The sequence below is a fragment of the Pseudomonas sp. AL03 genome (genome assembly GCF_029960815.1).
Lineage (GTDB): Bacteria > Pseudomonadota > Gammaproteobacteria > Pseudomonadales > Pseudomonadaceae > Aquipseudomonas.
On record NZ_JASBRE010000012.1, the window covers coordinates 46,182 to 71,983 of the forward strand.

Below are 25,802 nucleotides of genomic sequence, written 5' to 3' on the forward strand. Positions count from 1 at the left end.
ATCGGCTCCAACGATCAACCGCCGGGAGCCCATCATGTCGCCGTTACCTGCTTCACCCACGGTCAGCACCCATCCCCGCTGGCTACGGCTGACCCATTGGCTGAACGCCCTGGCGGTGCTGGTCATGGTCACCAGCGGTTGGCGAATCTATAACGCTTCCCCGCTGTACGACTTCAGTTTCCCCAAAACGATCACCTTGGGTGGCTGGCTCGGCGGGGCGTTGCAATGGCATTTCGCGGCGATGTGGCTTCTGGCCGTCAACGGTCTTGTCTACCTGATCATCAACCTCGTCAGTGGTCGTCTGAAGCGGCGCTTTTTCCCGGTTTCGCCGAACGGTGTCCTGCATGACCTGTGGGCGGGGTTGCGAGGGCGGTTGGGGCATGCCGATCTGAGTCATTACAACCAGGTGCAACGGGTGGCGTACCTGTTCGTGATGGTCGACATCACACTGCTGGTGATTTCCGGGCTGGTGTTGTGGCAGTCCGTCCAGTTTCCGCTGTTGCGTGAACTGCTGGGCGGTTACGAAGGCGCACGGCACGTGCACTTCATCACGATGTCGCTGTTGGTGGCCTTTGTCGCGGTTCATCTGGTGATGGTCGCGCTGGTTCCAAAAACGTTGTGGGCGATGATTGTCGGTCGCAAGGAGCCCGTATGAAAAAGCGCATCGAAGGCTCAGGGCTGGACGAGTCGTCCATCCTGACAGACGCCAGAAAGATCCTTGCACCACAGATCGAAGACCGCTCACGACGCTCGTTCCTGATGCGCGGCCTGACCCTCGGCGGCGTGGCCATGTTGTCCGGTTGCAACCTCACCGACAACAAAAGCGTCGAAACCGCGTTGTCCTCCATGTCCCGATTCAACGACCGGGTGCAGGGCTGGTTGTTCAACCCCAATACACTGGCGCCGACCTATCCCGAGTCGATGATCACCCGGCCGTTTCCCTTCAATGCCTTTTACGGCATTGACGAGGCACCTGTCGTCGAGGAAACCGATTATCGACTGGAAGTGACCGGGCTGGTCGCGGACAAGCGCAGTTGGCGGCTCGAAGAGCTGCGAGCCATGGCGCAGACCGAACAGATTACCCGGCACATTTGCGTCGAAGGCTGGAGCGCGATCGGGCGTTGGGGCGGCGTACGGTTCAGCGACTTCCTGACGCGGGTCGGTGCCGACACGGATGCCAAATATATCGGCTTCAAATGCGCGGACGACTACTACACCAGCATCGACATGGCCACTGCACTGCATTCGCAAACCTTGTTGACGCTGACCTATGACGGCGCGGTGCTGCCTCGCCAGTATGGCTTCCCGATGAAGCTGCGCATGCCCACCAAGCTGGGCTACAAGAATCCCAAACACATTCAGGCGATGTTCGTCACCAACACCTATCCGGGTGGCTACTGGGAAGACCAGGGCTACAACTGGTTCGGTGGCAGCTGACGGTGCCTGGGTACTTCACCGCGCAGCGCTCGCTGCGCTCAGCCGCAACCTGTGCTTCAAGGAGTTTCATCATGAAAAAGTTAGCGACCACCGTACTGTCCATGTGCCTGGCATTTGGCGCTGCCAGCGTGTTTGCCGCCGATGCAACAACCCATAACGGCATGAGCAACGACAGCATGAGCAAGGATTCAATGTCTAAAGACGCCATGCAGAAAGACACGATGAAAAAGGACGCCATGCCCAAGGATTCCATGAGCAAGGACACGATGAAGAACGACACCCTGTCCAAGGACGGAGTGAAGAAGGACGCGATGTCCAAGGACACCATGAAAAAAGACGCTCCGTCGTACTGATCCGAACACCGTCAAATGGGGGTATGACTTGAAGTCATGCCCTCATGACTTTTAATGGTTACAGCCCCGCAAACCCCCAGTGTTAAAAAATCGCAAACACAGCTCATCAACAACAAAAAAGAGCGTTTGCACCCATGACTAATCCTCACTGCCACGCCCCGCGCTCTTCGAACCCCGACATTTGTCACGCGACCTCCACGGTTCGCGTGCACTTCTGATCAACCTAAATCCCTGAAGAGTAATGACTCATGAAAGAACTCGACCTGTACATCGGTGAAGGCTTCGAAGGCCCTGGCGTGAATGCCGCGCACATCAACATTCTGATCGGTCCGCGCAACGGCCCGGCAGGGCAGGCGTTTGCCAATAGCCTGGCATCGCCAAGCCAAGGGCATTGCCCGTTCATGGTGATCGCCCAGCCGAACATTCCGGTCAAGCCGATGACCCTTTACGTCAACAAAACCCCCATCAGCAGTGACCTGCACGGCAACGCCACGTGGGGCGCGTCGCAGGCCGGGATCGCCAAGGCTGTGCTTGAAGCGCTGCTGGACGGCACCTTGCCGCCGGAAGCCGAAGACGAGTGGGCCATCGTGACCGCGAACTGGGTCAACCCGGCCTGCGACGACCTGGATGCGGTCTACCTGAATAACTACAACGCCTGCCGCACGGCGATTCGTGCGGCGCTGACCGGCCAGCCGGAAACGGCGCAACTGGCGGATGTGGTCAATCACATCAGCAACCCTTTCTACACCCCAAAAGCCTGAGGTCCGCGCCATGCAATACATTCGTTTGGGTCACTCCGGCCTGCAAGTCTCTCGCCTGTGCCTGGGCACCATGAACATGGGCACCCCGGACTGGAAACCGTGGATCTTCGATGAGAAGAAAAGCGAGCCAATCGTCGCGCATGCGCTGGACAACGGTGTGAATTTCATCGACCTCGCGGACTTCTACTCCGCCGGTGTCGGCGAGGAAGTGGTGGGCCGCATCGTCAAGCGCCTGGCCTGTCGCGAAGACCTGGTGATCACCACCAAGGTCGGTTACGGCACTCGCACCGGGATCAACGCCAGCGGTCATTCGCGCAAGCACATCATGGACGGCATCGATGCGTCGCTGAAGCGTCTGAACATGGATTACGTCGATGTGTTCATGCTGCATTACTTCGACGTGAATACCCCGGTCGAAGAAACCATGAGCGCCATGAACGACATCGTGCGTTCCGGCAAGGCGCGATACATCGGCGTCTCGACCATGCTCACCGGGCAACTGGCGAAAATTCTCATGGCCTGCGAGCGCAATGGCTGGGTCAAACCGATCAACATGCAGCTGCAACTGAACTGCGCCTACCGCGAAGAAGAACGCGAGATGATCCCGTTCTGCCGTGATCAGGGTTTGGGCGTGTCGGTGTTCAGCCCGTTGGCTCGCGGGTTGTTGACCAGTGATGTGCAATCCACTCGCAACCAGACCGACTTTTTCACTCAGCAGATGTACAGCGACGAAGCTTCGTTCGAAATCGCCCATTCGGTGCAGCGTGTGGCCCGTGCTCGCGGCGTGTCCAACGCACAGATCGCGCAGGCCTGGGTCGCCAATCATCCGGGCGTGGATTGCATGCTCGTGGGCGCCGACACCACAGAGCAGTTCGACAGTGCCTTGGCAGCGCTGGAGACCAAACTCGACGCAGATGAGCGGTATGAACTGGAACGCAATTACACCCCGTGCGACGTGATCAACGATTACACCGCCGGCAAACGTATCTTGCGTTCGGCCCGTCCGGGTCTGGAGCGCTTCAACCTGACTGAGGCTGTGGCATGAGCGCGCTGATCCGCAACGGCAACTTCATCGACGGCCAATGGTTCAGCGGTGGTTCGACCTACTCGGTTTTCAATCCGGCCAATGGCGAGTTGATTACCGACGTACAAAAGGCCGGCTCTGAAGAAACCAACCGAGCCATCGACGCCGCCAACCGCGCTTTGCCGGCCTGGCGCAAGTTGACCGCCAAGGACCGCAGCCAGAAGCTCAAGCGCTGGAGCGAATTGATGCTGAGCAATCAAAAGGATCTGGCGACCCTGCTCAGCCGCGAACAAGGCAAACCGCTGGCCGAAGCCATGGGTGAAGTGGTCTATGCCGCGAGCTTTCTGGAGTGGTTCGCTGAAGAAGCCAAACGCGCTTACGGCGACGTGATTCCAAGCCACAAGGCCGATGCGCGGATCATCGTGGTCAAGGAAGCCATCGGTGTAGTCGCTGCGATTACCCCGTGGAACTTCCCGCTGGCCATGGTCACCCGCAAGGTTGGCCCGGCACTGGCGGCAGGTTGCACGATGATTCTCAAGCCGTCGGAAGAGACGCCTTTGTCGGCTTTCGCCTTGGCGGTATTGGCTGAACAGGCAGGCATTCCGGCCGGTGTGTTCAACATCGTTTCCGGCGACGCCGTGGCCATCGGTGGTGCACTGCAAGCCTCCAGCATCGTGCGCAAACTTTCGTTCACCGGTTCCACCCGCACTGGCAAATTGCTGATGCGTCAGGCCGCCGACACATTGAAAAAAGTCTCGCTGGAACTGGGCGGCAACGCGCCGTTCATTGTCTTCGACGATGCTGATCTGGAGGCTGCCGTGAAAGGCGCAATGGCCTCGAAATTCCGCAACACCGGGCAAACCTGCGTCTGCGTGAACCGCTTCTTCATTCAGGATGGCGTCTATGAAGCCTTCACCGGAAAACTCGCGCAAGCCGTTGCGGCGATGCGGGTGGGTAGCGCGCTGGAGGGTGAAACCGAGCAAGGTCCGCTGATCAACGCAGCGGCGCTGGCCAAGGTCGAGCTGCATGTGGGCGATGCGCTGGAGAAAGGCGCCAAGTTGCTATGCGGCGGTAGCCGTCACGCACTGGGCGGCACTTTTTATGAGCCGACCATCCTCACCGAAGCCAACAGCGACATGCTGATCGCTCAGGACGAAACGTTCGGTCCGGTGGCTGCGTGCTTCCGCTTCAAGGACGAGGCTGAGGTGCTGCAACGGGCCAACGACACGCCGTACGGTTTGTCGGCTTACTTCTATAGCCGCGACATCGGCCGGGTCTGGCGCATGGCCGATGGCCTGGAAGCCGGCATGGTCGGGATCAACGAAGGGATCATTTCCACAGAGGTGGCGCCATTCGGTGGCATCAAGGAATCGGGCCTCGGACGCGAGGGTTCGAGGTACGGTCTGGATGACTACCTGGAAATCAAATACCTGTTGATGGGCGGCCTGTAACGGCGCCAACACCCCCCCTGTGGGAGCGAGCCTGCTCGCTCCCACAGGAACAAAAGCTTTCAGTTTCATTTCTCCTTCAATAACAACAACTGGAGACGAACATGTCCGTTCAATCGATAAAAATCGACGACCTGCCCATCGGGCGCTTCCACATCAAAATCGCCGGCCTGACGTTTGGCGCGCATTTCACCGATGGCTACATTCTCGGTCTGATCGGTATCGCGTTTACGCTTCTGAGTCCGCAGATGCAGCTGGATGCGTTCTGGCAGGGATTGATTGGGGCTTCGGCGCTGATCGGTTTGTTTCTCGGCAGTCTGTTTTTTGGCTGGATTTCCGACAAAGTCGGTCGGCAGAAAATCTTCCTGGTCAGCTTCGTGTTGATCACCATTGCTTCGGTGATGCAGTTCTACGCTGAAACGGCCATGGGTCTGTTTTTCTGTCGGGTGCTGATCGGCATCGGGTTGGGGGGGGACTTCAGCGTCGGCCACGCCATGCTGGCCGAGTTTTCGCCGAAGAAACATCGCGGTGTGCTGCTCGGTTCGTTCAGTGTGATCTGGACGTTCGGTTACGTCGCCGCGACCTTCGTCGGCACCGCCATGCTCAGTCTCGGAGACGATGCCTGGCGCTGGATGCTGGCCTCGTCGGCGATTCCGGCGGCATTGATTCTGATCGCCCGTATCGGCACGCCGGAGTCGCCGCGCTGGCTGGTGAATCAGGGCCGGATTAGCGAGGCTCGGGCTATCGTGAAGAAACACTTGGGTGACAACGTCGAACTCGACGAAACACAGTCCACCGAAACCCGCTCCGGCTACGCGGTGCTGTTCAGCCGTGAATACCGCAAGCGCACAGCGTTCAATTGCCTGTTCTTCGTTTGCATCGTCATGCCGTACTTTGCGATCTACACCTTCCTGCCGTCGATTCTGCAGAAGATGGGCTTGGCGGAGGGCTTTGGCACCGAGTTGATGTTGAACATGCTGCTGATCCTCGGCGCATTGATCGGGATCTGGTGCACGATCAAATTCTCTCGCCGGGGTTTTTTGATCAACTCGTTCATCATTCTCGCAGTGGCGTTGTTCCTGCTGGCTGTGCTGCCGGGCAGTGCGGCGTTTTTAATGGTGTTGGTGTTTGGACTGTTCACGCTGGTGCTTTCAGCCGTGAGTAACCTGGTGGGCGTGTTCCCGGCGGAGAGCTTTCCGACTGAAGTGCGGGCCAGCGGGATTGGTCTGGCCACGGCGGTGAGTCGCTTGGGTTCGGCGGTCAGCACCTTCCTGTTGCCGGTGAGCGTGGCGGGGATTGGCTTGAGCCCGACCATGGGCATACTGGCGGCGATTCTGGCGTTGGGCGCGATCATTTCCTGGGCTTGGGCACCGGAGACTAAATCGCTGACGTTGAGCCAGGCGTGCAAGGCGCAGAGTCCGGTGGAGGGGAGTGCGCCGACTGCGGTAAAAGTCGCTGCACCGATCTAAAGTTCGCCAAGAATCCCTGTGGGAGCGGGCTTGCCCGCAATGGCGTCGGCACATTCAACATCAATGTGAATGAAAGACCGCGATCGCGGGCAAGCCCGCTCCCACAGGGTACGTTGGTGTTCTATGAATTACTGACCAACCCCAACCAATCCGTAAACAACCGCACCTTCGACAGTCCCTGTTTGTCATTCGCCACATCCAGCCAATAACCATAGGGCCCCACCACCTCAACCGGGGTGATCGGCAACAGGCTGCCATTCGCCAGTTCCTTTTCGATCATCTGCCGATCAATCACCGCCAATCCGCCACCGGCCAACGCCGTGTGAATCACCTGATCCAGGGTGCTGAATTCCAGCCCTTGACCGGCATCGATATCCTCACGGCCCATCGCCGCCAACCAGTTCTCCCACACCTTCAAACGCTTGCCGTCGTGCAGGATGTGCAGCAATGGAAACTGGCGCAGATCCGGCGGTTGGCCATTGATAAACAACTCCGGACTGGCCACCGCCATGTGCCGTTCCATCACCAGCAACTGACTGCTGCAGTGGCTGGCCGCTTCGAGGCCGAAACGAATGTGGCAGTCGATTTCCGCAAGGTTGTCGTGGCCGGTTTGGTTGGTCACGCTCAGGCTTATGTCAGGGTAGCGTTGGCAGAACGCGCGCAACTGCGCCGATAACCAACGCGTGGCCCAGGTCGGTGGCGCGACGATGCGCAGGCGTTGGCGCAGGTTGGGTACGCGCACCGCTTGCAGTGCGCGTTCGACGTGGTCGAAGGCATCGCTCAGTTGCGGGGAGAGGGCGAGACCGGTTTCGGTCAGCGACAGGCCCTGCGGCGTGCGGATGAACAGCGCCACACCGAGATAATCTTCGAGCTGCTTGATCTGACGGCTGACCGCGCCTTGGGTGACGTTTAACCCCAGGGCCGCCTGGCTGAAACTGCGATGCCGCGCAACTTCTTCAAAGACGCGCAGCATGTTGAGCGAGGGCAGTTGACGCATGAAAGGGTGACTCCGGACCTGACGCCGACGCCGGGAAACGTGGGCAGGTTTATTGTTTTTGGTGAATGTTCTGTAGGGCGTATCTGACTCCTCTGTGATGGGCTGATGCAAGTGTTGTTCTCCTACGGATTGGCGGTGGCGCCTCCACCGCATACCTGTAGGAGCAAGGCTTGCCCGCGAAGGCGCCCTCAAAGACGCCAAATAAACTGGATCAGAAGTAATACCCAATGTTCATGTACAACTGATTCTCCCACTGGTTACTACCCCCAGCCCCCAGACTCTGTGTATAGCTGCTGCCACCGATGTACGGATCATTCTTGCCATACAACCACTCAGTCGCGATCCACAGTTTGCTGAAGGAAAACGAGGTGCCCAGGATCAACCGCTGCGACGTCTTGAACTCATCGGCGGATTTGTCGAAGGCGCTGTAGTTGGCGTACAGCTTCACGCCGCTGATCTGGTCGAACAGGTACTTGCCGCCGACGTCGTAGCTCAGGTCTGCCACGTACAAATTGCCGCGACTGGCGACGTTGTAAGTGCCGTCGTAACCGCCGAGGGTGACCACTTCATCGGTGCCGGCGTTGCGCGGCGACATTTGTTGCCGCGCCGCTTGCAGTTGCACGCCCCACGGGCCGTTTTTGCCGAGGTAGTGCACGGCCACGGCGTTGCGGCGGCCGTCGTTGTCGGTGTCCTTGTTCTCCAGGGTCGAGGTCAGGCCGGAGATCCCGATTTCGGACTTCCACGGCCCCAGGTCCAGGGCCTTGGCCACCCGCAGCACCACGGTGTTGCGTTCCTGGTTGTCGCTGCCATCGCCAATGTAGCTGTCGGCCCCGGACACTACGCTTGAGTAAGTGACGCCTTTGCTGGTGCCTTTGCCTTGCCACGCCGGGCGCAAGTAGTAGCCGGCCTGGATATTCCAGTCGCCACTTTGCTGGATGTACTTGGCGCCGACCTGTTGCACATCTTCCAGGCCGATGACGTTGCCCAGGGTTTCGTAAAAGGTGCTGCCGAAGTACGGCTGCAAACCGAACGGCACCGTGTTCAGGCCGACCTGCACTTGCTGGTCGGGGTTGAACTTGTAGCCGGCCCACGCGAACTTGGCGAATTGGATATCGCCGTAGTTCTTGGTGTACTGGTAAGGGTAGGAGCGTCCGTAGAAACGGTACTGGGCCTCACCGATCCAGGTGTCGGAGTTGTACTTGGCGCTGAGGAACACCGTGTCCAGGCCAAACTTCTGGATGTCGCGGTCCGGGTCATAGTCCCAACGCGCCCGAATGGCGCCGCCAAGGTCGAGGTTGTCGGTGACCTGCACCGCCATGGCCGGTGCTGCGAAGGTGCAGAGCAGAGCGAGGTACGACGGACTAAGGCGCAGAGAAGCAGGGAAGCGCATCGGGTGGCTCTCGGTTTTTTTTATTAGAGATGCCGGCAAGTCTTGCTATGAGCGAGGTGATGAACAAACGATAAAAAATGCGAGTAAACCTTCGCCAGATGCATGTTACTGAGAAAATCCTGTAGGACAATGCACAGCGAGCGTGGGATGCTTTGCGTCTTGTCACTCATCCCGAGAGCCCTCCATGAAACGAAAAATGCCCGGCCTCAACGCGCTGAAAGCCTTTGAAGTCGCTGGTAGCACGGGCAGCTTCACCCGTGCCGCCGAGTTGCTGAACGTGACGCAAAGCGCCGTCAGCCGGCAGGTGCGTCAGCTGGAAGAACAGCTCGAAGAAACGCTGCTGGAGCGCCGACACCACCACCTCGAGCTGACCAGCGCCGGTCGGATTCTGCTGCGGGCATTGCATCAGTCCTTCGACAAGATCGAACTGACGGTGCGCAGCATTCAGCAGAAGACCCATTCCAATCGCCTGCACATCAACGCGCCGCCAACCTTCACCAGTCGCTGGTTGATGCCGCGCCTCGGACGGCTGCGGGAGAAGCACCCGGAGCTGGAACTGAGCATCACCACTCGCTTGCAGGACAGCCTGGCGCAAACCAGTACCCTGGACTGTGCGATCCGTTTTGGCGATGGCGAATGGGATGGGCTGGACAGCTCGCTGCTGATCCAGGAGCGGCATATCGCGGTGTGTGCGCCGTCGTTGTATGCCCGGGAATGGAGCGAGGGCGGCATTGACCTCAATTGCCTGACCCTGCTGCATGTGCTGGCCCGGGAAGACCAGCGCTACCTGACCTGGAAGCACTGGCTCGACGCGGCGAAAATCAGCGGCGTCGACACCCAGGGCGGTTATGAATTCGACCTGTTGGACCTGGCGATCCGCGCGGCCACCGACGGTTTGGGCATCACCATTGCCGACTGGCACATGGTCGCCCCGGAGCTGGCCAGCGGGCAGTTGACCCAGGTGCTGAACGTGCACGTGGAAGGGCATCAATCCTACTGGCTGGTGACCCGGCCGGAGCAGACGTTGATGCCGCAATTGCAGGTGTTCAGCCAGTGGTTGCAGGAGGAAATCTGGTTGGCACAACGCCAGCTCGAACCCTCCACCGCCGCCAGCTAATCCTCCCCAAACCCATGTGGGACAGGGAATTTGATGTCGTTCGCGGGTAACCTGCCTTTTTCGAATGTTCCCCCGCTCAATAAATCGTTTGTTCAACCCGCCCAGGATGCCAAGACTGGGGGAACTGGATAAAAACAACGATGGGCGATGCACATGCGACTCGAGCGAAACTTTGTAAACGGTCACTTCATTGAGCCAGCCAGCGATGCGCTGATTGCAGTCTACAACCCGGCGACCGAAGCCTTGGTCGGCCAGGTTTCAGCGGCCACCACCGCTGAAGCAGCCGCAGCTGTCGATGCCGCCGCTGCTGCCCAGAAGGTCTGGGGCAATCTGACAAGCATCGAACGCGCCGAACACCTGCGCTCATTCGCCGACGCCCTTGAAGCCTGCGCCGAAAATATCGGTGCAGCGCTGGCCGCCGAATCCGGCAAGAGCGCAAGCGACGCCAGCAACGAAGCCCGTTACGCCGCGCAGATCACCCGTTACCATGCCGAGTGGGCGCGCCGGATCGAAGGCGAGATCATTCCAAGCGACACCCCGAACGAAAACCTCTTCCTGCACCGCGAGCCGATTGGCGTGGTCGCCTGCCTGATTCCATTCAACTATCCGGTCTACACCTTGCTGCGCAAAATCGCCCCGGCGCTGATTGCCGGCAACACCGTGGTGGTGCGCCCGAGCAACAACACCCCGACCTCGGCATTTGAAATCGCCAAGGCTGTGCAGCAATCCGGTTTGCCGGCGGGTGTCGTGAATATCCTGACCATGGACCACGCCACGGCCGCAGCGGTTTGCACCCACAAGGCCGTCGGTTTGATCACCCTGACCGGCAGCGTCAACGCCGGGCGCATCGTGCTCGACTATTGCAAGGCCAACATCGCCAAGCCATCGCTGGAGCTGGGCGGTAAAACCCCGGCGATCATTGAAGCTGACGCCGACCTTGAAGCCGCCGCCAGCGCAATCGTGGCCTCCAAGACCACCCATTGCGGCCAGTTGTGCACGGCGGTGGAGCGGGTCTATGTGCAGGAAAGCGTCTACGAGCAATTCCTCGCGCTGCTTAAAGCCAAGATCAGCGCAGTGAAATTCGGCGACCGCGCCACCGACGACAGCCTGATGGGCCCGTTGGTCAACGTCAGTTCGCAGCAGAACATCCACGCCATGGTCGAGCGCGCCGTCGCCGACGGTGCTGTACTGGAAACAGGCGGTTTTATCCCGCAAGGCAACGGTCATTTTTACCCACCGACGCTGCTCAGCAACTGCCGCCAGGACATGGAAATCATCCAGGAAGAAATCTTCGGTCCGGTACTGCCGGTGCTCAAGTACCGCGATATCGACGAAGCGCTGGCCATGGCCAACGATCATCAGTTCGGTCTGTCGTCGGTGCTGTACACCGAGAATTACCGCACCACCATGAAAGTCGCCAACGCCATCGAGGCCGGCGAGTTGTACGTCAATCGCACCCCGGCCGACCCGTATCAGGGCTTTCACGCCGGCTGGAAACGTTCCGGTCTGGGCGGCGATGACGGCAAGCACGGCATGCTCGAATTTACCCAGACCCGTCTGGTCGTCATGAAGTATTGATCCACCCGCAACGCGCCTCACGCCACACCCATAAAAACAATTATTTGGGGCACCCGGACCACCGGGCTGCCCGAGGTCCCACAGATGTCCAAGCCTGCAACCACTGTTGCCGCTGTTCAGGGTTCGAACGCGGGTGCAAAAAGCCACAGTGACAAGGGAAGTCGCTATGTCCAGTTGATGTTATTGGTGCTGGCCGCCGGGGCGATCTACCCGATCCTGTACCTGCGTCAGGTCTACCAGACCACCATGCTCGAAGTGTTCCAGATCAACCACAGCGAGCTGGGTTATCTGTACTCGATGCTGGGGACGATTTTCCTGCTCAGCTACTTGCCGAGCGGCTGGCTGGCGGACCGGATTGCGCCACGGTTCCTGATTTTCTTCTCGCTGGTCGCCACCGGAGCCCTGGGGCTTTGGTATTCCACGGCGCCGTCGATGACCGGTTTGATGATCATCTTCGGTTGCTGGGGGCTGACCACTGGCCTGACGTTCTGGGCTTCGGTGCTCAAGCGGGTGAAGATGATTGCCCATCACACTGAACAGGGCCGGTTTTTCGGCATCCTCGACGGCGGTCGCGGCCTGGTGGAAGCCCTGCTGGCGACGGTTGCTCTCGGTCTTTTCGCCTTCGCCACCGAAACCCGTGGCGAGTCGGCCGCCGAAGGCTTCAAGCACGTGGTCTACCTGTATGCCTTCACCTGTATCGCCATCGGCTGCGTGCTGGTGCTGATCAAAGACCCGAAGTCGATGGAAGACACGGCGGCGGTGGAGAAGGGCAAATACAGCTTGCTCAGCGACCTGACTACGTTGGTGAAAATTCCTGAGCTGTGGCTGGTAACGGCCATCGTGTTCTGCGGCTATCACATCTTCTGGGCCACCTACAGCTTCTCCGATTACCTGCAAGGCGGCGGCATGACGGCGGTCATGGCCGGGACCATCACCACCATCAAATTGTGGATGCGCCCGATCGGCGGTATCGGCGGTGGCTGGCTGGGTGACAAGTTCTCGAACATTTCGGTGCTGATCGTGGCGCTGTTTTTGGCGACATTGGCGATGGTCGGCCTGATCGTGTTCCCTGCACTCAACAGCATGGGCCTGCTGATTGGCACGGTGATTTTCATCGGTTTGATGACCTACGCCATTCGCGGCTTGTACTGGGCGATCCTCGACACCTGCAATATTCCGCTGCGCATCACCGGCCTGGCCATCGGCATTGTCTCGGTAGTCGGGTACCTGCCGGATGCTTTCATTCCCTTGATCAACGGCTACCTCACCGAACATTTCCCCGGTGCCTTTGGTTACAAGCTGTATTTCGGCTACATCGCCTTCGTCGGCCTGCTCGGGACCCTCGCGGCCCTGATCTTGCGCGCGCGTATCAATCGTAAATCTATGAAGCAGACAGGTGCCTGAGATGAAAATCGTCGCCCTTGAAACCCATATCGTTGCCGTACCGCCACCGTACATCGGCGGCATGTACTGGCTGTTCGTCAAGCTCAAGACCGATTGCGGCATCGAAGGCGTGGGCGAAATCTACGCCGCAACCTTCGGCCCCAAAGCCATGCTGCCGATCATCGAAGACGTGTTTGAACGCTACCTGCTCAATCACGATCCTCACCACATCGAACGCTTCTTCCGTCAGGCCTATTCGAGCGGTTTCACCCAGCGTCCGGACCTGACCATGATGGGCGTGGTCAGTGGTCTGGAGATGGCGTGCTGGGACATCATTGGCAAAGCGGCGAACAAGCCGGTGTATGAACTGCTGGGCGGCAAGGTCAATGAACGCCTGCGTTCCTACACCTACCTGTACCCGGTCAACAGCAAAGGCGAGTACGACTACGACGACCCGGACCTGGCCGCCGAATGCGCCATCGAGAACATGAACAAAGGCTTCACCGCCGTGAAGTTTGACCCGGCGGGGCCCTACACCGCGTACTCCGGGCACCAGATCTCGCTGGAAGTGCTGGAGCGCTGCGAAACCTTCTGCCGCAAGATCCGCGAAGCGGTGGGCGACAAGTGCGATTTGCTGTTTGGCACCCACGGGCAAATGGTGCCGTCCTCGGCGATCCGCCTGGCCAAGCGCCTGGAGAAATACGATCCGCTGTGGTTCGAAGAACCGGTGCCGCCGGGTCAGGAAGAGGCCATGGCGCAAGTCGCGGCCAAAACCAGCATCCCGATTGCCACCGGCGAACGGCTGACCACCAAGTACGAGTTCTTCAAGCTGTTGCAGGCTGGCGGTGCGTCGATTTTGCAGATGAACGTGGCCCGCTGTGGCGGTCTGCTGGAAGCCAAGAAAATCGCCAGCATGGCCGAAGCCTATTACGCGCAGATCGCCCCGCACCTCTACAACGGGCCGATTGGCGCAGCGGCGAGTTTCCAATTGGCCACGTGTACGCCGAACTTCCTGATCCAGGAAAGCATCATGACCTGGGGCGGTTTCCATGCCGAAGTCCTGACCAAACCGTTGCAATGGGAGGACGGCTACATCATCCCGTCCACCGAGCCGGGCCTGGGGGTGGAGCTGAACATGGATGTGGTGCGCAGGCATTCGCCGTACACCGGTGAGCGTTTGCACCTGCAAATGGCGCCAACCCCGGCTGACGTCAAAGACACATCGCCAGCCAGAGGCTGACGGGATTTGCCGCTCCCACAGGGACTGCACTTGGCTGACGGGCATGACCTGGCGGTTTTTTTGTACAACGACTTACGCGGTAACCGTGCATGACTTACGACTACATCATCGCTGGCGCAGGCGCCGCAGGTTGCATCCTTGCCAATCGGCTCTCGGCATCGGGCAAACACTCGGTGCTGCTGCTGGAAGCGGGCGGCAAGGACAGTTCCTTGTGGTTCAAGATCCCGGTCGGCTTCGCCAAAATGTATTACAACCCGACTTTCAACTGGATGTACTACAGCCAGCCGCAAAAGCAGCTTAACAACCGCGAAATCTATGCCCCGAGGGGCAAGGTGCAGGGTGGTTCGGGCTCGATCAACGCGATGATCTACGTCCGTGGCCAGGCCCATGACTTCGACGACTGGGCGGCCAACGGCAACGACGGTTGGGGCTTCAAGGAGGTGCTGCCGTACTTCCGCAAACTGGAAAACCATCCGTTGGGCGACAGCGAGTACCACGGCGGCAGCGGCCCGATCAGCATCACGCCAATGAAGGGCCAGACCCATCCGATTTGTGACGTGTTCCTCAAGGGTTGCGATGAACTGGGTTATCCCCATAGCGACGACTTCAACGGCCCGAAATTTGAAGGCTCGGGCATTTACGACGTCAACACCCGCAACGGTCAGCGTTGCTCCAGCAGTTTTGCGCATCTGCATCCAGCACTGAGCCGGCCAAACCTGACGGTCGAGCATTACGCGCTGGTGGACCGGGTGTTGTTCGATAACGGTCGGGCGACCGGGATTTCCATCGCCCAGCACGGCGTAGTGCGCACCTTTACCGCCAACAAGGAAGTCATTCTTTGCGCCGGTGCCGTGGACACACCGAAGATCCTGCAATTGTCCGGTGTCGCGGATCAGGCGTTGCTGGCCAAACACAACATCCCGGTGGTCAAACACTTGCCGGCGGTGGGGCAGAACCTGCAAGACCACCTGTGCGCCAGTTACTACTACAAGGCCAACATCCCGACGCTCAACGATCAACTGAGCTCGCTGTTCGGTCAATTCAAACTGGGTTTGAAGTACCTGTTCACCCGCAAGGGCGCACTGGCGATGAGCGTCAATCAGGCCGGCGGATTCTTCCGTGGCAACGAACTGCAGGCTAATCCGAACCTGCAGTTGTACTTCAATCCGCTGTCGTACCAGATCCCGAAAAACAACAAGGCCAGCCTCAAGCCCGAACCTTATTCAGGCTTTCTGTTGTGCTTCAATCCCTGCCGCCCGACCAGTCGCGGGCACATCGAGATAGCCTCGAAAAATCCGCGGGATGCGGCGCTGATCGACCCGAATTACCTGAGCACGCAAAAGGACATCGACGAGGTGATCCAGGGCAGCCGCTTGATGCGCAAAATCATGCTGGCGCCTGCGCTCAAGGGCATCACCGTTGAGGAAGTATTGCCGGGGCCGGTCGTCGAAACGGATGAACAGATGCTGCAGTATTTCCGCGAAAACAGTGGTTCGATCTACCACCTGTGCGGCTCATGCGCCATGGGGGCGGACGAGCAGAAATCGGTAGTCGACAAACGCTTAAAAGTGCACGGTCTGGAAGGTCTGCGTATCGTCGACGCGTCGATTTTCCCCAACGTTACCTCAGGCAATACCCATGCCGCAGTGCTGATGGTGGCGGAGAAGGGCGCCGACCTGATTTTGCAGGACGCCTGATTTCATCGCTTGCCTGTATCAAAAATGAATTTTCCGCCGAGTCCGCTGCTCATACCTGATAGACAGCGGATTTGAGCCCGCGAAATCATTTAGGCAATCAGGGAGTGGCACAGTCATGAGTCCAGTATCGACGGCGGGCGAGCACCTTCCTGGCGGGTTGATTCTTGTGGTTGAGGACGACCCGCTGATCCTGGAGTTTCTCTGCGAAGTTCTTCAGGAGGAAGGCTTTTTGGTTCAACCGCAGGCCAGCGCAGACGCCGCATCGCAATACCTGGAACTGCATGCACAAAAGGTGAGCTTGTTGCTCACGGACATCACCATGCCGGGCAAACTCAATGGCGCAGACCTGGCCAATCTGTTTGGCGACCGCTGGCCGGACAAACCGATCATGATCATGTCTGGCTTCGAAACGCCGAAAAGCGCCGGGGTCAGGCATTCGGTTTCATTCATCCAGAAACCGTGGGCGCTTGGGCAGTTGCTGGATTGTGTGGACGGTGCCTTGAAGTCGAAACGTACCCTGTAGAACCTGCGGCAACTTCTACCTCGCCAATGCTACATTGCTCGGCGAACCCGCCTGCACTTGCGAGAGCAAGTCCCCCCTTGTCTGCTCACGATTCCGTCTTCAACACCCCGTACCGCGCTTTTCTGTTCGATATGGATGGCACCGTCCTCAACTCCATCGCCGCTGCCGAGCGGATCTGGGCAGCCTGGGCCTTGCGCCACGGCGTCGATGTCGACACCTTCCTGCCAACCATCCATGGCGTTCGCGCCATCGACACCATCAATCGTCTGGCGTTGGCCGGGGTGGATGCCGAGGCTGAAGCAGCGTTCATCACTGAGGCAGAAATCGAGGATGTCGAGGGGATCATTGAGGTGCCTGGCGCGGCAGACTTTCTGAAGTCGCTGCCCGCCAACCAATGGGCGATCGTCACCTCGGCGCCGAAGGCATTGGCGCTGCGCCGGATGGCCGCGGCGGGCATTGCGCAACCTTTGGTGATGGTCACTGCCGAAGACGTCAGTGCCGGCAAACCCGATCCCGCGGGCTATCGACTGGCGGCTGAGCGGTTGGGTGTTGAACCGGCCGATTGCCTGATTTTCGAAGACGCCACCGTGGGTATTCTCGCGGCCGAGGCGGCGGGCGCGGACCTGATCGTGGTGACCTCGACCCACGACCATCCGCTCCAGACCCCGCACGCCACACTCGCCAGCTATGAGGCAGTCGTCGCCCATGTGGATGACGGCGACCATATCCGCCTACACACAATCTAATGTGGATGGCTAATAAACCCCGGGAATCAACCGCCAACTGCGGGCGCAGTAAGCCTCGTATTCGCTGCCGAACTGCGCGAAAAACGCCAGGTTGGCCGAGATTTTCATCTTTATCTCCACACGTGGGCCCGACACGTTTCATCCTACGCCGAACGGGCATTGCGTCGAATCACCTGCGGCGGCTGCCCGAACGCTCGAAGGAAGGCTTCGCGCATGCGGCGACAGTCGCTGAAGCCCGACTCCTCGGCGATTTGATCGAGGGTCAGTCGCCCGCGCTCCAGCATTTGACGCGCCGTTTCCAGACGCAGGTTTTCGATGGCCTTGGCCGGCGATTGACCGGTTTCCGCCCGGAAGGCCCGGCTGAATTGCCGAGGGCTGAGGCGCGCGACGTCCGCCAGTTGCTCCACCGACAACGTCTCGGTGAGGTGTTCTCGCGCATAGCCGAGGGCGGTTTGAATGCGGTCGGATTTCGCTTCCAGTTCCAGCAGCGCCGAGTGCTGCGACTGGCCTCCCGCGCGGCGGTGGTACATCACCAGTTTCTGCGCCACGGAACGGGCCAGTGCGGCGCCGTGATCCTTTTCAACCATGGCCAGCGCCAGGTCGATGCCGGCGGTCATCCCGGCGGAAGTCCAGATCGAACCGTCAACGACGTAGATGCGGTCTTCTTCCACTTTGATCGATGGAAACCGCGCTTGCAGCTCCCGTGCATAAGCCCAATGGGTGGTGGCCCGCCGTCCGTCGAGCAAACCCGCCTGGGCCAGGACGAACGCTCCGGAGCAGATCGACGCCGTTCGTCGTGCGGATTTAACGTTTGCACGCAGGTAAGTCAGCACACCCTCGGGGGCCTGCTCGAGGATCGCATCGCCGCCAACCACGATCACCGTGTCGAACACCTGCTCACCAAAGGCCTGCGTGCCGACACTCAAACCGCCGGAGGCACGCAACGTGCGGCCGTCTTCGGACACCACGCTCACTTCATAGAGCGTCTCGCCAGCGCTGAAGTTGGCGTACTCGAACACTGGCATGGCCGCCAGCGCCATGGACTGGAACCCTTCAAACACTACAAACGCTACGGAAGTCATTGGGGTGTCCTCAAATCCTATGTCCTAAAAACGTACTTTAAACGTCATTTGAGACGAGCGTGAGTCAATCTATAACGGTTCACACCGGCGAAGATATCGCCTCACTGTGAAGGAAATCGACATGGCCCTCTCATCCAAAGGCACCGCACTGATCACTGGCGCCTCTTCGGGCATCGGCGCGGTGTATGCCGACCGACTCGCCCGACAGGGTTACGACCTGATTCTGGTCGCCCGCAGCCAGGCGAAACTGAACGCCTTGGCCAACCATCTGAGTAACGAAACCGGCCGCGTCGTGGAAGTGGTCGCCGCCGACTTAAAAGACAAGGCCGACGTGCTGCGGGTCGAAGCGATTCTGCGCTCCGACGCCCGTATCACCCTGTTGGTCAACAATGCCGGGGTCGGCGCTGTCATGCCGCTGCTCGCCAGCCCCGTGGACGACATGGAAGGCATTCGCATCCAGGCCGTTTTGCCAGGCGCCACCGCCACTGACTTCTGGAGTGAGGCCGGCAACCCGGTGGAAAACCTGCCGCAAGAGATCGTAATGTCTGCCGAGGACATGGTCGATGCCGCACTCGTGGGCTTGGCGAGTGGCGAAGTGGTGACCCTTCCGGGCCTGCACGATGGCGATCAGTGGGACGCCTACGAAGTCCAGCGCCAGGCGCTTTCAGGCTTGTTCGGTAATTCCACGGCGGCACCGCGTTATCGCTGAGACGGTCACCGCCGGGGCAGGGTGAACTAAGCTTGGATTAGGGCCGTTCACCCTTAAGGAATTCCACCATGCTTCACATCAGAACACCGTTGATTCTGCACCCGGGCCTGTCGACGCCGGCCCGGCGGATCTGGCTCAAACTGGAAAACCTGCAACCCAGCGGCTCGTTCAAATTGCGCGGCATGGGCCTTTTGTGCAGTCAGGCAAAGGCGCAGGGCAAACGCAAAGTCGTCTGTCCTTCCGGCGGCAATGCCGGGTTTGCTACCGCAGTGGCTGCCGCCAGCCTGGGGTTGAAAGCCTGCATTGTGGTGCCGCACACCACACCGGAAACCACCCGCGCACGGATCAGGAAAACCGGTGCCGAGGTGATTGTCCACGGCAAGCTCTGGGACGACGCGAATCAACGGGCGAAGGAACTCTCACAGCACGCGGACACCGAATACGTGCCGGCCTTCGATCACCCGGTGTTGTGGGAAGGGCACAGCACGATAGTCGATGAAATCCTCGAAGACTGCCCTCAGGTCGATGCCGTGGTGACGTCGGTAGGGGGCGGTGGTTTGCTGGCGGGCATCCTCACCGGGCTGATTCGCCATGACCGCATGGATTGCCGGATCATTGCTTGCGAAACCCGGGGGGCGGCCTCTTTTGCGACCGCGGTTGCTGCCGGGCATCCGGTCAGACTGCCGCGGATCGACACCGTTGCCACTTCGCTTGGTGCTGCTCAGGTAGCCGCCTGGCCGGTGCAGCACATCCTCGACTTCCCCCACGAGTGCGTGGTGCTCAGCGATGACGAGGCGATCATGGGCGTGGTCCGTTACGCCAACGACTTGCGTCAGTTGGTCGAGCCTGCATGTGGTGTTTCGTTGGCGATTGGATACCTGGACCATCCGGCAATTGCCGATGCCCATGATGCAGTGATTGTGGTGTGCGGCGGCGTGAGCATCAGCGCGCAATTGGTGGCGGGGTGGGCGCGTTTATTCACAGGCGCTGAAGCAAGGTAGGGCTGCAAACGCTATCCGTTGCGAGCCCCACCCCTATTTTTTCAGCCTTCATTGACCCGCAGCAATGCCATCCTGGACGAGAATCGCTCTGGCCAGGTCTTCGTCGCTGGCGTTGAGACCGGGATTGTCCTGACGAATCTGTTTTAAGACCGACTCCAGATAAACCCCACGAATCGCACCGCCACTGGCAACGAAGCTGGAGGCGTCATCTCGGGCAGGAATCATGAGTTTGTCGTCCTTGAACGTCGAGTACAACGATGCGGAAACCCCGGCTGACGTGGCGACATCGCCTGTATCCACTTTGGCCATAGCGGAGCCGAAGGGTAAACACAGCAGAAGGGAAGAAGTAATTATCAGACGGCGCATGACGGTGTCCTCTAAAAACGTGAAGCAAAAAAGGAAGTACCTCATCTATTAGGATGCGTGGCAGTCGTCAGGAGTTCCCTGTCGATGCGTGATCAGTCCAAAGACTGCCTCTGAAAAAGCTCAGCCCTTCTGCAGTTGCCGAGCCTGCGAGGCTGCGTTCGGGGATTGTGTGAGGCTTTAGGTCTGTGGAATCAGGCTCTGCTGGCAATCGAGCACCAATCGCGCACCGCCGAGTTCACTGCTGCCCGCCTCAAGCGCAAACCCATGCAAGCTCACAATCGCCGCAACGATCGACAACCCCAACCCAAACCCGCTTTTCTGATCACCACCCTCTGCACGATAAAAGCGTCGAAACACCGCCTCTCGCTCAGCCACCGGAATCCCAGGCCCCGAGTCGAGCACTTCGATCCGCGTATGCCCACCGTCATTGATCCCCCGCAAAATCACCTCACCACCCGGCGGTGTGAATTTGATCGAGTTGCTCAGCAGGTTTGCCACCGCCTCAAACAACAACGCTCGATCACCGTTCAGTGCAGGCAACGACTCCGGCAATTGCAGCTGGAAAACCAGCTCACCTTCCTCCGCCAAGGGTAGGTAAAAGTCGTGCAACTCTTGCAGCAACGGCACCGGATCCAGCTGTACAAAACCCGAACGGCGCTGGCGATCTTCCAGTTCGGAAACCCGCAGCAACCCGCGAAAACGCGCCATCAAGGTATCCGCCTCGCCGAGCACTGAATCCAGTTGCACGGCCAGCGTCGAACCGTCGTCAGCCTGCTGCTGAATCCGGTACAGCTGCGCCCGCAGGCGGGTCAGCGGCGTGCGTAAGTCATGGGCGATGTTGTCGCAGACGCCCTTGACCTCGTTCATCAAGCGCTCGATACGTTCGAGCATGGCGTTGACGATAGCGGCGAGCATGTCCAGCTCATCGCGGCGATTGGACAGTGGCAGTCGCCGGGTCAGGTCGCCGGCAACGATGGCCTCGGCGCTGGCCTGAATTGCGCGTATTCGCCGCAGTGGCCGGCGGCGCAACAAGTGCCAACCGGCGATGCCCGGAAGGATCGTCAACGTCACGCCCCAGAGCAACGCATGAAGGATGATCCGGGTGACGGCGAACAACGAACCGTTGTCCCGCACCAGCACCAGCCAGCGTCCGTCCTTTGTCTGGGTCGCCACCGCGTCGCAGCTGTCGGCGGGCAGGGTCGGGTCGTCGGAATCGGCGCAGTCGCTGAGCATGTGAATCTTGCCGTCCAGTGGCAGCCCTTCGGGAATGTGCTGCAGAGCGCCGCTGAGGTAGCGATGCTGGTCATCGAACAGGCCATAGGCGTCGATGCCGCGAATGTCGAAGGTCATGCTGACGGCGAGGGCTTCTACCAGTTGTTCGCCCGAAAAGCGTGAAAACAAGTGCTGACGTTGCATCAGCGAGTGTTTGGCCAGGTTGTCCAGGTAATCGGAAACCTCGTAGTACATGACCCCCATGAGGATCCCGCTCCAGAGCACGAACAGCGAACTGTAGAGCGCCAGCAAACGGCTGCTGGAAGAGCGCCAGCCGTTAGAGGGGTTCAGCAATGACATAACCCGAGCCTCGCACGGTTCGAATCAGTTGGACATTGCCTGGCGGGTCGATTTTCTTGCGCAGCCGGCCGATGTGCACGTCGATCAGGTTGGTGCCGGGGTCGAAGTGGTAACCCCAGACCTCTTCGAAAATCATCATCCGCGACAGAATCTGCCCGGTGTTACGCATCAGGAATTCCAGCAATTTGTACTCGGTGGGCAACAGCGTCAGCAGCTGACCGTCGCGACTGGCTTCATGGCTGATCAGGTTCAGCTCCAGATCCGCCACCCGCAACGTGGTGGCCTGGGCGGTCACGGTGTTCTGTCGGCGCAGCAGGACTTCGACCCGGGCGGCCATTTCATCAGTGGCGAACGGTTTGGTCAGGTAATCGTCACCACCAGCGCGCAAGCCGCGCACACGCTCATCGACGTCGGAGAGGGCGCTGATCATCAGGATCGGCGTGGCCACGCCCATGGTCCGCAACGTGGTGACAATCGCCAGACCATCGAGCTCGGGCAGCATGCGATCAAGGGTGATCAAATCGTAGTGGCCGCTGACCGCCCGCGCGAGACCCTCGCGGCCGTTGTCGACCCAATCCACGTCGAGACCGTGGCTGCTCAATTCGGTGACGATTTCCCGGGCAGTCACGGCGTCGTCTTCGATGGTCAAGATGCGGGTCATAGGGCGGGCCTGATTAAGAGTTCACAACGTTGCGCGGCATTTTGCCAAGAAATGAGCGCAGGCTTTCTAAATAAAACTTCATGCAGGCACCTATTTGGTCAATGCATAAAACCCGCTGCAATTGGCAGTTCCTTGCAAATTGCATGGTCATGGGAAGTAAAAAATTTTATAACTTATTGAAATACTGCGATTTATTGAAAGTTGGCAACTGGCACGGTGACTGCATTTCTTCCATTGAAGAGTTGTAACACCATCTTTCCTGCCTGGAGCGATATAACAATGAATAGATCCTCTGATGGTTTCTCTCCTGCCTTCGAAGAAGCGAGCACGCTTTCTGGCGTGTCCTGGGGGGCGATATTCGCAGGGGCCGCGGCGGCGGCGGCGTTGTCGCTGATCCTTCTGTTGCTCGGCTTTGGCTTGGGTTTTTCGGCGGTATCGCCTTGGGCCCATGAAGGCGTGAGCGCCAAGGGCCTGGGGATTTCAACGATCGTCTGGCTGGCCGCGACCCAAATCGCGGCGTCCGGGCTTGGCGGTTATATCGCCGGTCGACTGCGGGTGAAGTGGGCGAACATGCATGGTGATGAGGTTTATTTCCGTGACACGGCCCATGGTTTTCTGGCCTGGTGCGTGGCGACGTTGGTGACCGCGACATTGGTCGTTGGCTCGGTCAGCAGTATTGTCAGCGGTGGTGTGCAGGCTGGGGCAAGTGTCGTCGGTGGTGCGGCGAATGCGGCGACTCAGGCTGCTGGCACCGCGGTCGGCAAAACCGACAGTGACCAATATGGTTACTTTATCGACAGCCTGTTCCGCGATGATCGTCCGACTGCGGTCAGTGATGACGCCGTTTATGGCACCGTGACGCGCATCTTCGTGCGCAGCCTGAGCAGCGATGGTCAGCTGGCTGCCGAAGATCGCACCTACCTGGCGCAACTGGTCGCCCAACGGACCAACCTCACTCAAGCGGACGCTGAACGTCGCGTCGATGAAGTGTATGCCCGCACCCAGAAGGCCGTAGCCGACGCCAAACTGGCTGCCCAACAAGCTGCTGATAAGGCTGCGAAGGTGGCTGCAATGACCTCGCTGTGGATGTTCATTGCACTGCTCATTGGCGCGTTTTTCGCCAGCCTTGCTGCAACTTTCGGTGGTCGTCGTCGGGATGCGGTCGAGTACCTCGAAACCGACGCTTATGTATCCACCACTTCCGTACCTGTTCGTTAACCCAGGAGAACGCTCATGCGCTCACTACTGCTGTTCTTTCTTGGCATACCCATCCCGATCATCATCCTGATCGCTCTATTTACCTGATACGCCATATCGCGAGCGAGTTCGCTTCCACAGGGGAGCGCGGTCAACTGTGGGTGCGACGGTGCGACGATTCGACTTGCTCGCGATGGGGCCAGATCAGGCACAACAAATCGATCTACTCGATCGGCGTACTCACAAACACCTCAAGCCCCTCGGCATACGCGGTAAACGCGCTGATCAGCGGAAACTGCGCAGCCTCCACCTGATCCGGCACCACCAGATTGGTAAAACTCCAGGCCACCGCCAAGGTAATTCCGTCCTGAGCAATCGAACCGTCAGTCTTAAGCGGCTGCTTTTCCAGCTCCCGCTCCAGCGCCGAATACGCCGCCGACAATTGCCCTTCCACCCGTTCCACCCACGGTTCAAATTGAATGTGCGCCGGACGCAGGCTGCGTTCGTAATAAATCTGCACGGACTTCTCGCACGCCGCCAACCCCAGGCCAATCAGGCGCAATGCGCGCAGTCGTTGATCGAGATCAGCCGGCATCAAACGCTTGCCGGGACTGGCCAGCGCTTCCAGGTAATCGATGATCAGCGTCGAGTCCATCAACACTTCACCGTCATCCAGCACCAGGGTAGGGGCCTTGACCACCGGGTTGATCTGCTGGAATTGCTCGAAGTGCCGAAACACCGAAACCGATTGATGTTCCAGCGAGATGCCAAGGCGTTTGGCAGAGATGGCGACGCGCCGCACGTAGGGCGAATCCAGCATGCCGATTAACTTCATTGAACCGCTCCTTCAGATGTCCATTCGGGATGGACTACCTTAGCTGAGGTTCCGCGCGCTGCAACCGGCGACGCGCTAATCCTCGAAGCCCACCTGTTCGTGAATCTCATCGACCTTCAATTCCAGCCGATAGGCCACGGCGATAAACAGCGCCTGGCACAGGCACAGCGTCGCACTCAACGAACGGAAGGCAAACGAACTGCCTTCATTGACCAGCAGCACGGTGTCGGCGCGCTTGGCCAGGGGCGAGAGGTTGCTGTCGGTGATGATCAGGGTTTTTGCCTGATTATGCTGGGCGATGCGCAGGCAATGCTGGGTTTCCTTGCCGTAGGGCGTGAAGCTGATGGCGATCACCAGGTCATTGGCGCGCACGCTGCGCATCTGCTCGCGGTAGCTGCCGCCGAGGCCGGAGACCAAATGAATGCGCTTGTTGGTGTGCTGCAGGTTGTAGACCAGGTAGTCGGCCACTGCGAACGAGCGCCGCACCCCGACCACGTAGATATTGTCGGCATTCACCACCAGGTCGACAGCTTTGGCGAAGGCCTGGTCATCCAGTTCCAGTCCCAGTCGTTCGATGCCCGAGAGGGTCGCATTGATGCACTCGCGCGCCAGGTCGCCGCCGCTGGCCTTCTGCGACTTGTTGGCGATCATGCTGCGAATGCGCTGTTGGTAGTTCTGAACCGGCGTGGTCTTGTGGGTATAGGCCTCGCGGAACAACGCCTGCATTTCGCTGAAGCCGCTGAACCCGAAGCGCTGGGAAAACCGCACGATCGCCGAGGGGTGCACTTCGCACTCACGGGCGATGTCGCTGATGCGGTCAACCATGATCCGGTCGCTCTGCTGGCTCATGTAACTGGCGATGCGCTTGAGCTGGCGCGGCAGGCTTTCGTATTCGTGGGTGATCAGCTGCAGCAGACGCTCGGCATTGATCGGGGGGCTGGCGAGATCGCTGTCGGGCGTGCTCTCGCTCGTCGCCGGCTGATCGGTGCGGGTCATAAGGAATCCTTCTGGCTTGTTCTTATAGGGACGACAGAGCGCGTCATCCCGTGACAATAGGTTGGCTGTGCGCAGTCTACAGGGTAGGCCGGAATAAAATCTTGAGCGTGCAGTCAGTACGCGGTGTGCTGAAACGATGCACTGCCTCGGGAACGCTTGCACTAAAGCTTATTGGAAAAAATATTCCATGTAAAAAGTATTTGGAATAATTATTGATTGT

Annotated in this window: 25 protein-coding genes and 1 pseudogene; 17 read left to right on the top strand and 9 right to left on the bottom strand. The window is 59.3% G+C overall.

Features of this window, described 5'->3' with window-relative positions; translation table 11 throughout:
• Window positions 1-34 precede the first annotated feature (34 nt).
• From QK293_RS13745 to QK293_RS13775, 7 genes are all read left to right on the top strand, one after another.
• Entirely contained in the window at window positions 35-655 is a 621-nt protein-coding gene (locus QK293_RS13745; protein WP_282377798.1) for a cytochrome b/b6 domain-containing protein, read from the top strand.
• On the top strand, window positions 652-1,437 hold the full coding sequence (locus QK293_RS13750) for a molybdopterin-dependent oxidoreductase (RefSeq protein ID WP_282377799.1): 786 nt from the start codon (window positions 652-654) through the stop codon (window positions 1,435-1,437). Before QK293_RS13745 ends, QK293_RS13750 begins: the two co-directional genes overlap by 4 nt.
• A gap of 71 nt (window positions 1,438-1,508) precedes the next feature.
• Window positions 1,509-1,790: a pentapeptide MXKDX repeat protein gene (locus QK293_RS13755; RefSeq protein ID WP_282377800.1), complete on the top strand. Its 282-nt coding sequence runs from the start codon at window positions 1,509-1,511 to the stop codon at window positions 1,788-1,790.
• Between the two features lie 248 nt (window positions 1,791-2,038).
• Window positions 2,039-2,551 carry a formaldehyde-activating enzyme gene (fae, locus tag QK293_RS13760; protein WP_282377801.1) on the top strand — a complete coding sequence of 171 codons (513 nt, stop codon included), beginning with the start codon at window positions 2,039-2,041 and terminating at the stop codon, window positions 2,549-2,551.
• A gap of 10 nt (window positions 2,552-2,561) precedes the next feature.
• Window positions 2,562-3,596 carry an aldo/keto reductase gene (locus tag QK293_RS13765; RefSeq protein WP_282377802.1) on the top strand — a complete coding sequence of 345 codons (1,035 nt, stop codon included), beginning with the start codon at window positions 2,562-2,564 and terminating at the stop codon, window positions 3,594-3,596.
• On the top strand, window positions 3,593-5,026 hold the full coding sequence (locus QK293_RS13770; RefSeq protein WP_282377803.1) for an NAD-dependent succinate-semialdehyde dehydrogenase: 1,434 nt from the start codon (window positions 3,593-3,595) through the stop codon (window positions 5,024-5,026). Before QK293_RS13765 ends, QK293_RS13770 begins: the two co-directional genes overlap by 4 nt.
• Window positions 5,027-5,127: 101 nt before the next feature.
• The gene (locus QK293_RS13775; protein WP_282377804.1) at window positions 5,128-6,492 is read left to right on the top strand and encodes an MFS transporter; all 1,365 of its coding nucleotides are present in this window, start codon (window positions 5,128-5,130) and stop codon (window positions 6,490-6,492) included.
• A 121-nt stretch (window positions 6,493-6,613) separates the two neighbouring features.
• Here QK293_RS13775 and QK293_RS13780 read toward each other — a convergent pair whose 3' ends face one another.
• Window positions 6,614-7,489, bottom strand: coding sequence for a LysR substrate-binding domain-containing protein (locus tag QK293_RS13780; protein ID WP_282377805.1), 876 nt, complete (start codon window positions 7,487-7,489; stop codon window positions 6,614-6,616).
• 211 nt (window positions 7,490-7,700) lie between these two features.
• Complete coding sequence (locus tag QK293_RS13785; RefSeq protein ID WP_282377806.1) at window positions 7,701-8,879, bottom strand: hypothetical protein; 1,179 nt, start codon at window positions 8,877-8,879, stop codon at window positions 7,701-7,703.
• Window positions 8,880-9,063: 184 nt separating this feature from the next.
• Between QK293_RS13785 and QK293_RS13790 the strand changes: the two genes are divergently transcribed.
• The 7 genes from QK293_RS13790 (at window position 9,064) to QK293_RS13820 (ending at window position 17,163) form a co-directional block, all read left to right on the top strand.
• The gene (locus QK293_RS13790) at window positions 9,064-9,996 is read left to right on the top strand and encodes a LysR substrate-binding domain-containing protein (RefSeq protein WP_282377807.1); all 933 of its coding nucleotides are present in this window, start codon (window positions 9,064-9,066) and stop codon (window positions 9,994-9,996) included.
• 153 nt (window positions 9,997-10,149) lie between these two features.
• On the top strand, window positions 10,150-11,574 hold the full coding sequence (gene aldA, locus QK293_RS13795) for an aldehyde dehydrogenase (RefSeq protein WP_282377808.1): 1,425 nt from the start codon (window positions 10,150-10,152) through the stop codon (window positions 11,572-11,574).
• Window positions 11,575-11,658: 84 nt separating this feature from the next.
• Window positions 11,659-12,978: an MFS transporter gene (locus QK293_RS13800; protein ID WP_282377809.1), complete on the top strand. Its 1,320-nt coding sequence runs from the start codon at window positions 11,659-11,661 to the stop codon at window positions 12,976-12,978.
• A gap of 1 nt (window position 12,979) precedes the next feature.
• Entirely contained in the window at window positions 12,980-14,197 is a 1,218-nt protein-coding gene (locus QK293_RS13805; RefSeq protein WP_282377811.1) for a mandelate racemase/muconate lactonizing enzyme family protein, read from the top strand.
• An 89-nt stretch (window positions 14,198-14,286) separates the two neighbouring features.
• A complete protein-coding gene (locus QK293_RS13810) occupies window positions 14,287-15,894 on the top strand; it encodes a GMC family oxidoreductase N-terminal domain-containing protein (protein WP_282377812.1) in 1,608 nt (535 codons plus the stop codon).
• 115 nt (window positions 15,895-16,009) lie between these two features.
• Window positions 16,010-16,417: a response regulator gene (locus QK293_RS13815; RefSeq protein WP_282377813.1), complete on the top strand. Its 408-nt coding sequence runs from the start codon at window positions 16,010-16,012 to the stop codon at window positions 16,415-16,417.
• A gap of 77 nt (window positions 16,418-16,494) precedes the next feature.
• Window positions 16,495-17,163: an HAD-IA family hydrolase gene (locus tag QK293_RS13820; protein ID WP_282377814.1), complete on the top strand. Its 669-nt coding sequence runs from the start codon at window positions 16,495-16,497 to the stop codon at window positions 17,161-17,163.
• 9 nt (window positions 17,164-17,172) lie between these two features.
• Here QK293_RS13820 and QK293_RS13825 read toward each other — a convergent pair.
• Window positions 17,173-17,241: pseudogene (locus QK293_RS13825) on the bottom strand (isoprenylcysteine carboxylmethyltransferase family protein); the annotation flags it as partial.
• A gap of 65 nt (window positions 17,242-17,306) precedes the next feature.
• A complete protein-coding gene (locus QK293_RS13830; RefSeq protein ID WP_282377815.1) occupies window positions 17,307-18,245 on the bottom strand; it encodes a GlxA family transcriptional regulator in 939 nt (312 codons plus the stop codon).
• A 121-nt stretch (window positions 18,246-18,366) separates the two neighbouring features.
• On the opposite strand from QK293_RS13830, the gene QK293_RS13835 reads away from it, so the two are divergent.
• Together QK293_RS13835 and QK293_RS13840 are read left to right on the top strand one after the other, a co-directional pair.
• The gene (locus QK293_RS13835; protein ID WP_282377816.1) at window positions 18,367-18,954 is read left to right on the top strand and encodes an SDR family NAD(P)-dependent oxidoreductase; all 588 of its coding nucleotides are present in this window, start codon (window positions 18,367-18,369) and stop codon (window positions 18,952-18,954) included.
• A 68-nt stretch (window positions 18,955-19,022) separates the two neighbouring features.
• Complete coding sequence (locus QK293_RS13840; RefSeq protein ID WP_282377817.1) at window positions 19,023-19,955, top strand: pyridoxal-phosphate dependent enzyme; 933 nt, start codon at window positions 19,023-19,025, stop codon at window positions 19,953-19,955.
• 48 nt (window positions 19,956-20,003) lie between these two features.
• Here the strand turns inward: QK293_RS13840 and QK293_RS13845 are convergent, their stop codons facing one another.
• The 3 genes from QK293_RS13845 to QK293_RS13855 all read right to left on the bottom strand — a co-directional run bounded on the left by QK293_RS13845 (window position 20,004) and on the right by QK293_RS13855 (window position 22,554).
• Entirely contained in the window at window positions 20,004-20,321 is a 318-nt protein-coding gene (locus QK293_RS13845; protein WP_282377819.1) for a DUF2388 domain-containing protein, read from the bottom strand.
• A 177-nt stretch (window positions 20,322-20,498) separates the two neighbouring features.
• Entirely contained in the window at window positions 20,499-21,893 is a 1,395-nt protein-coding gene (locus QK293_RS13850) for a HAMP domain-containing sensor histidine kinase (protein WP_282377820.1), read from the bottom strand.
• Window positions 21,871-22,554 carry a response regulator transcription factor gene (locus QK293_RS13855; protein ID WP_282377821.1) on the bottom strand — a complete coding sequence of 228 codons (684 nt, stop codon included), beginning with the start codon at window positions 22,552-22,554 and terminating at the stop codon, window positions 21,871-21,873. Before QK293_RS13855 ends, QK293_RS13850 begins: the two co-directional genes overlap by 23 nt.
• Before the next feature lie 279 nt (window positions 22,555-22,833).
• Between QK293_RS13855 and QK293_RS13860 the strand changes: the two genes are divergently transcribed.
• Window positions 22,834-23,772, top strand: coding sequence for a hypothetical protein (locus QK293_RS13860; protein ID WP_282377822.1), 939 nt, complete (start codon window positions 22,834-22,836; stop codon window positions 23,770-23,772).
• A 202-nt stretch (window positions 23,773-23,974) separates the two neighbouring features.
• On the opposite strand, the gene QK293_RS13865 is transcribed toward QK293_RS13860, so the two are convergent.
• Together QK293_RS13865 and QK293_RS13870 are read right to left on the bottom strand one after the other, a co-directional pair.
• The gene (locus QK293_RS13865; protein ID WP_282377823.1) at window positions 23,975-24,586 is read right to left on the bottom strand and encodes a glutathione S-transferase; all 612 of its coding nucleotides are present in this window, start codon (window positions 24,584-24,586) and stop codon (window positions 23,975-23,977) included.
• A 75-nt stretch (window positions 24,587-24,661) separates the two neighbouring features.
• A complete protein-coding gene (locus tag QK293_RS13870; protein ID WP_282377824.1) occupies window positions 24,662-25,582 on the bottom strand; it encodes a MurR/RpiR family transcriptional regulator in 921 nt (306 codons plus the stop codon).
• Window positions 25,583-25,802 lie beyond the last annotated feature (220 nt).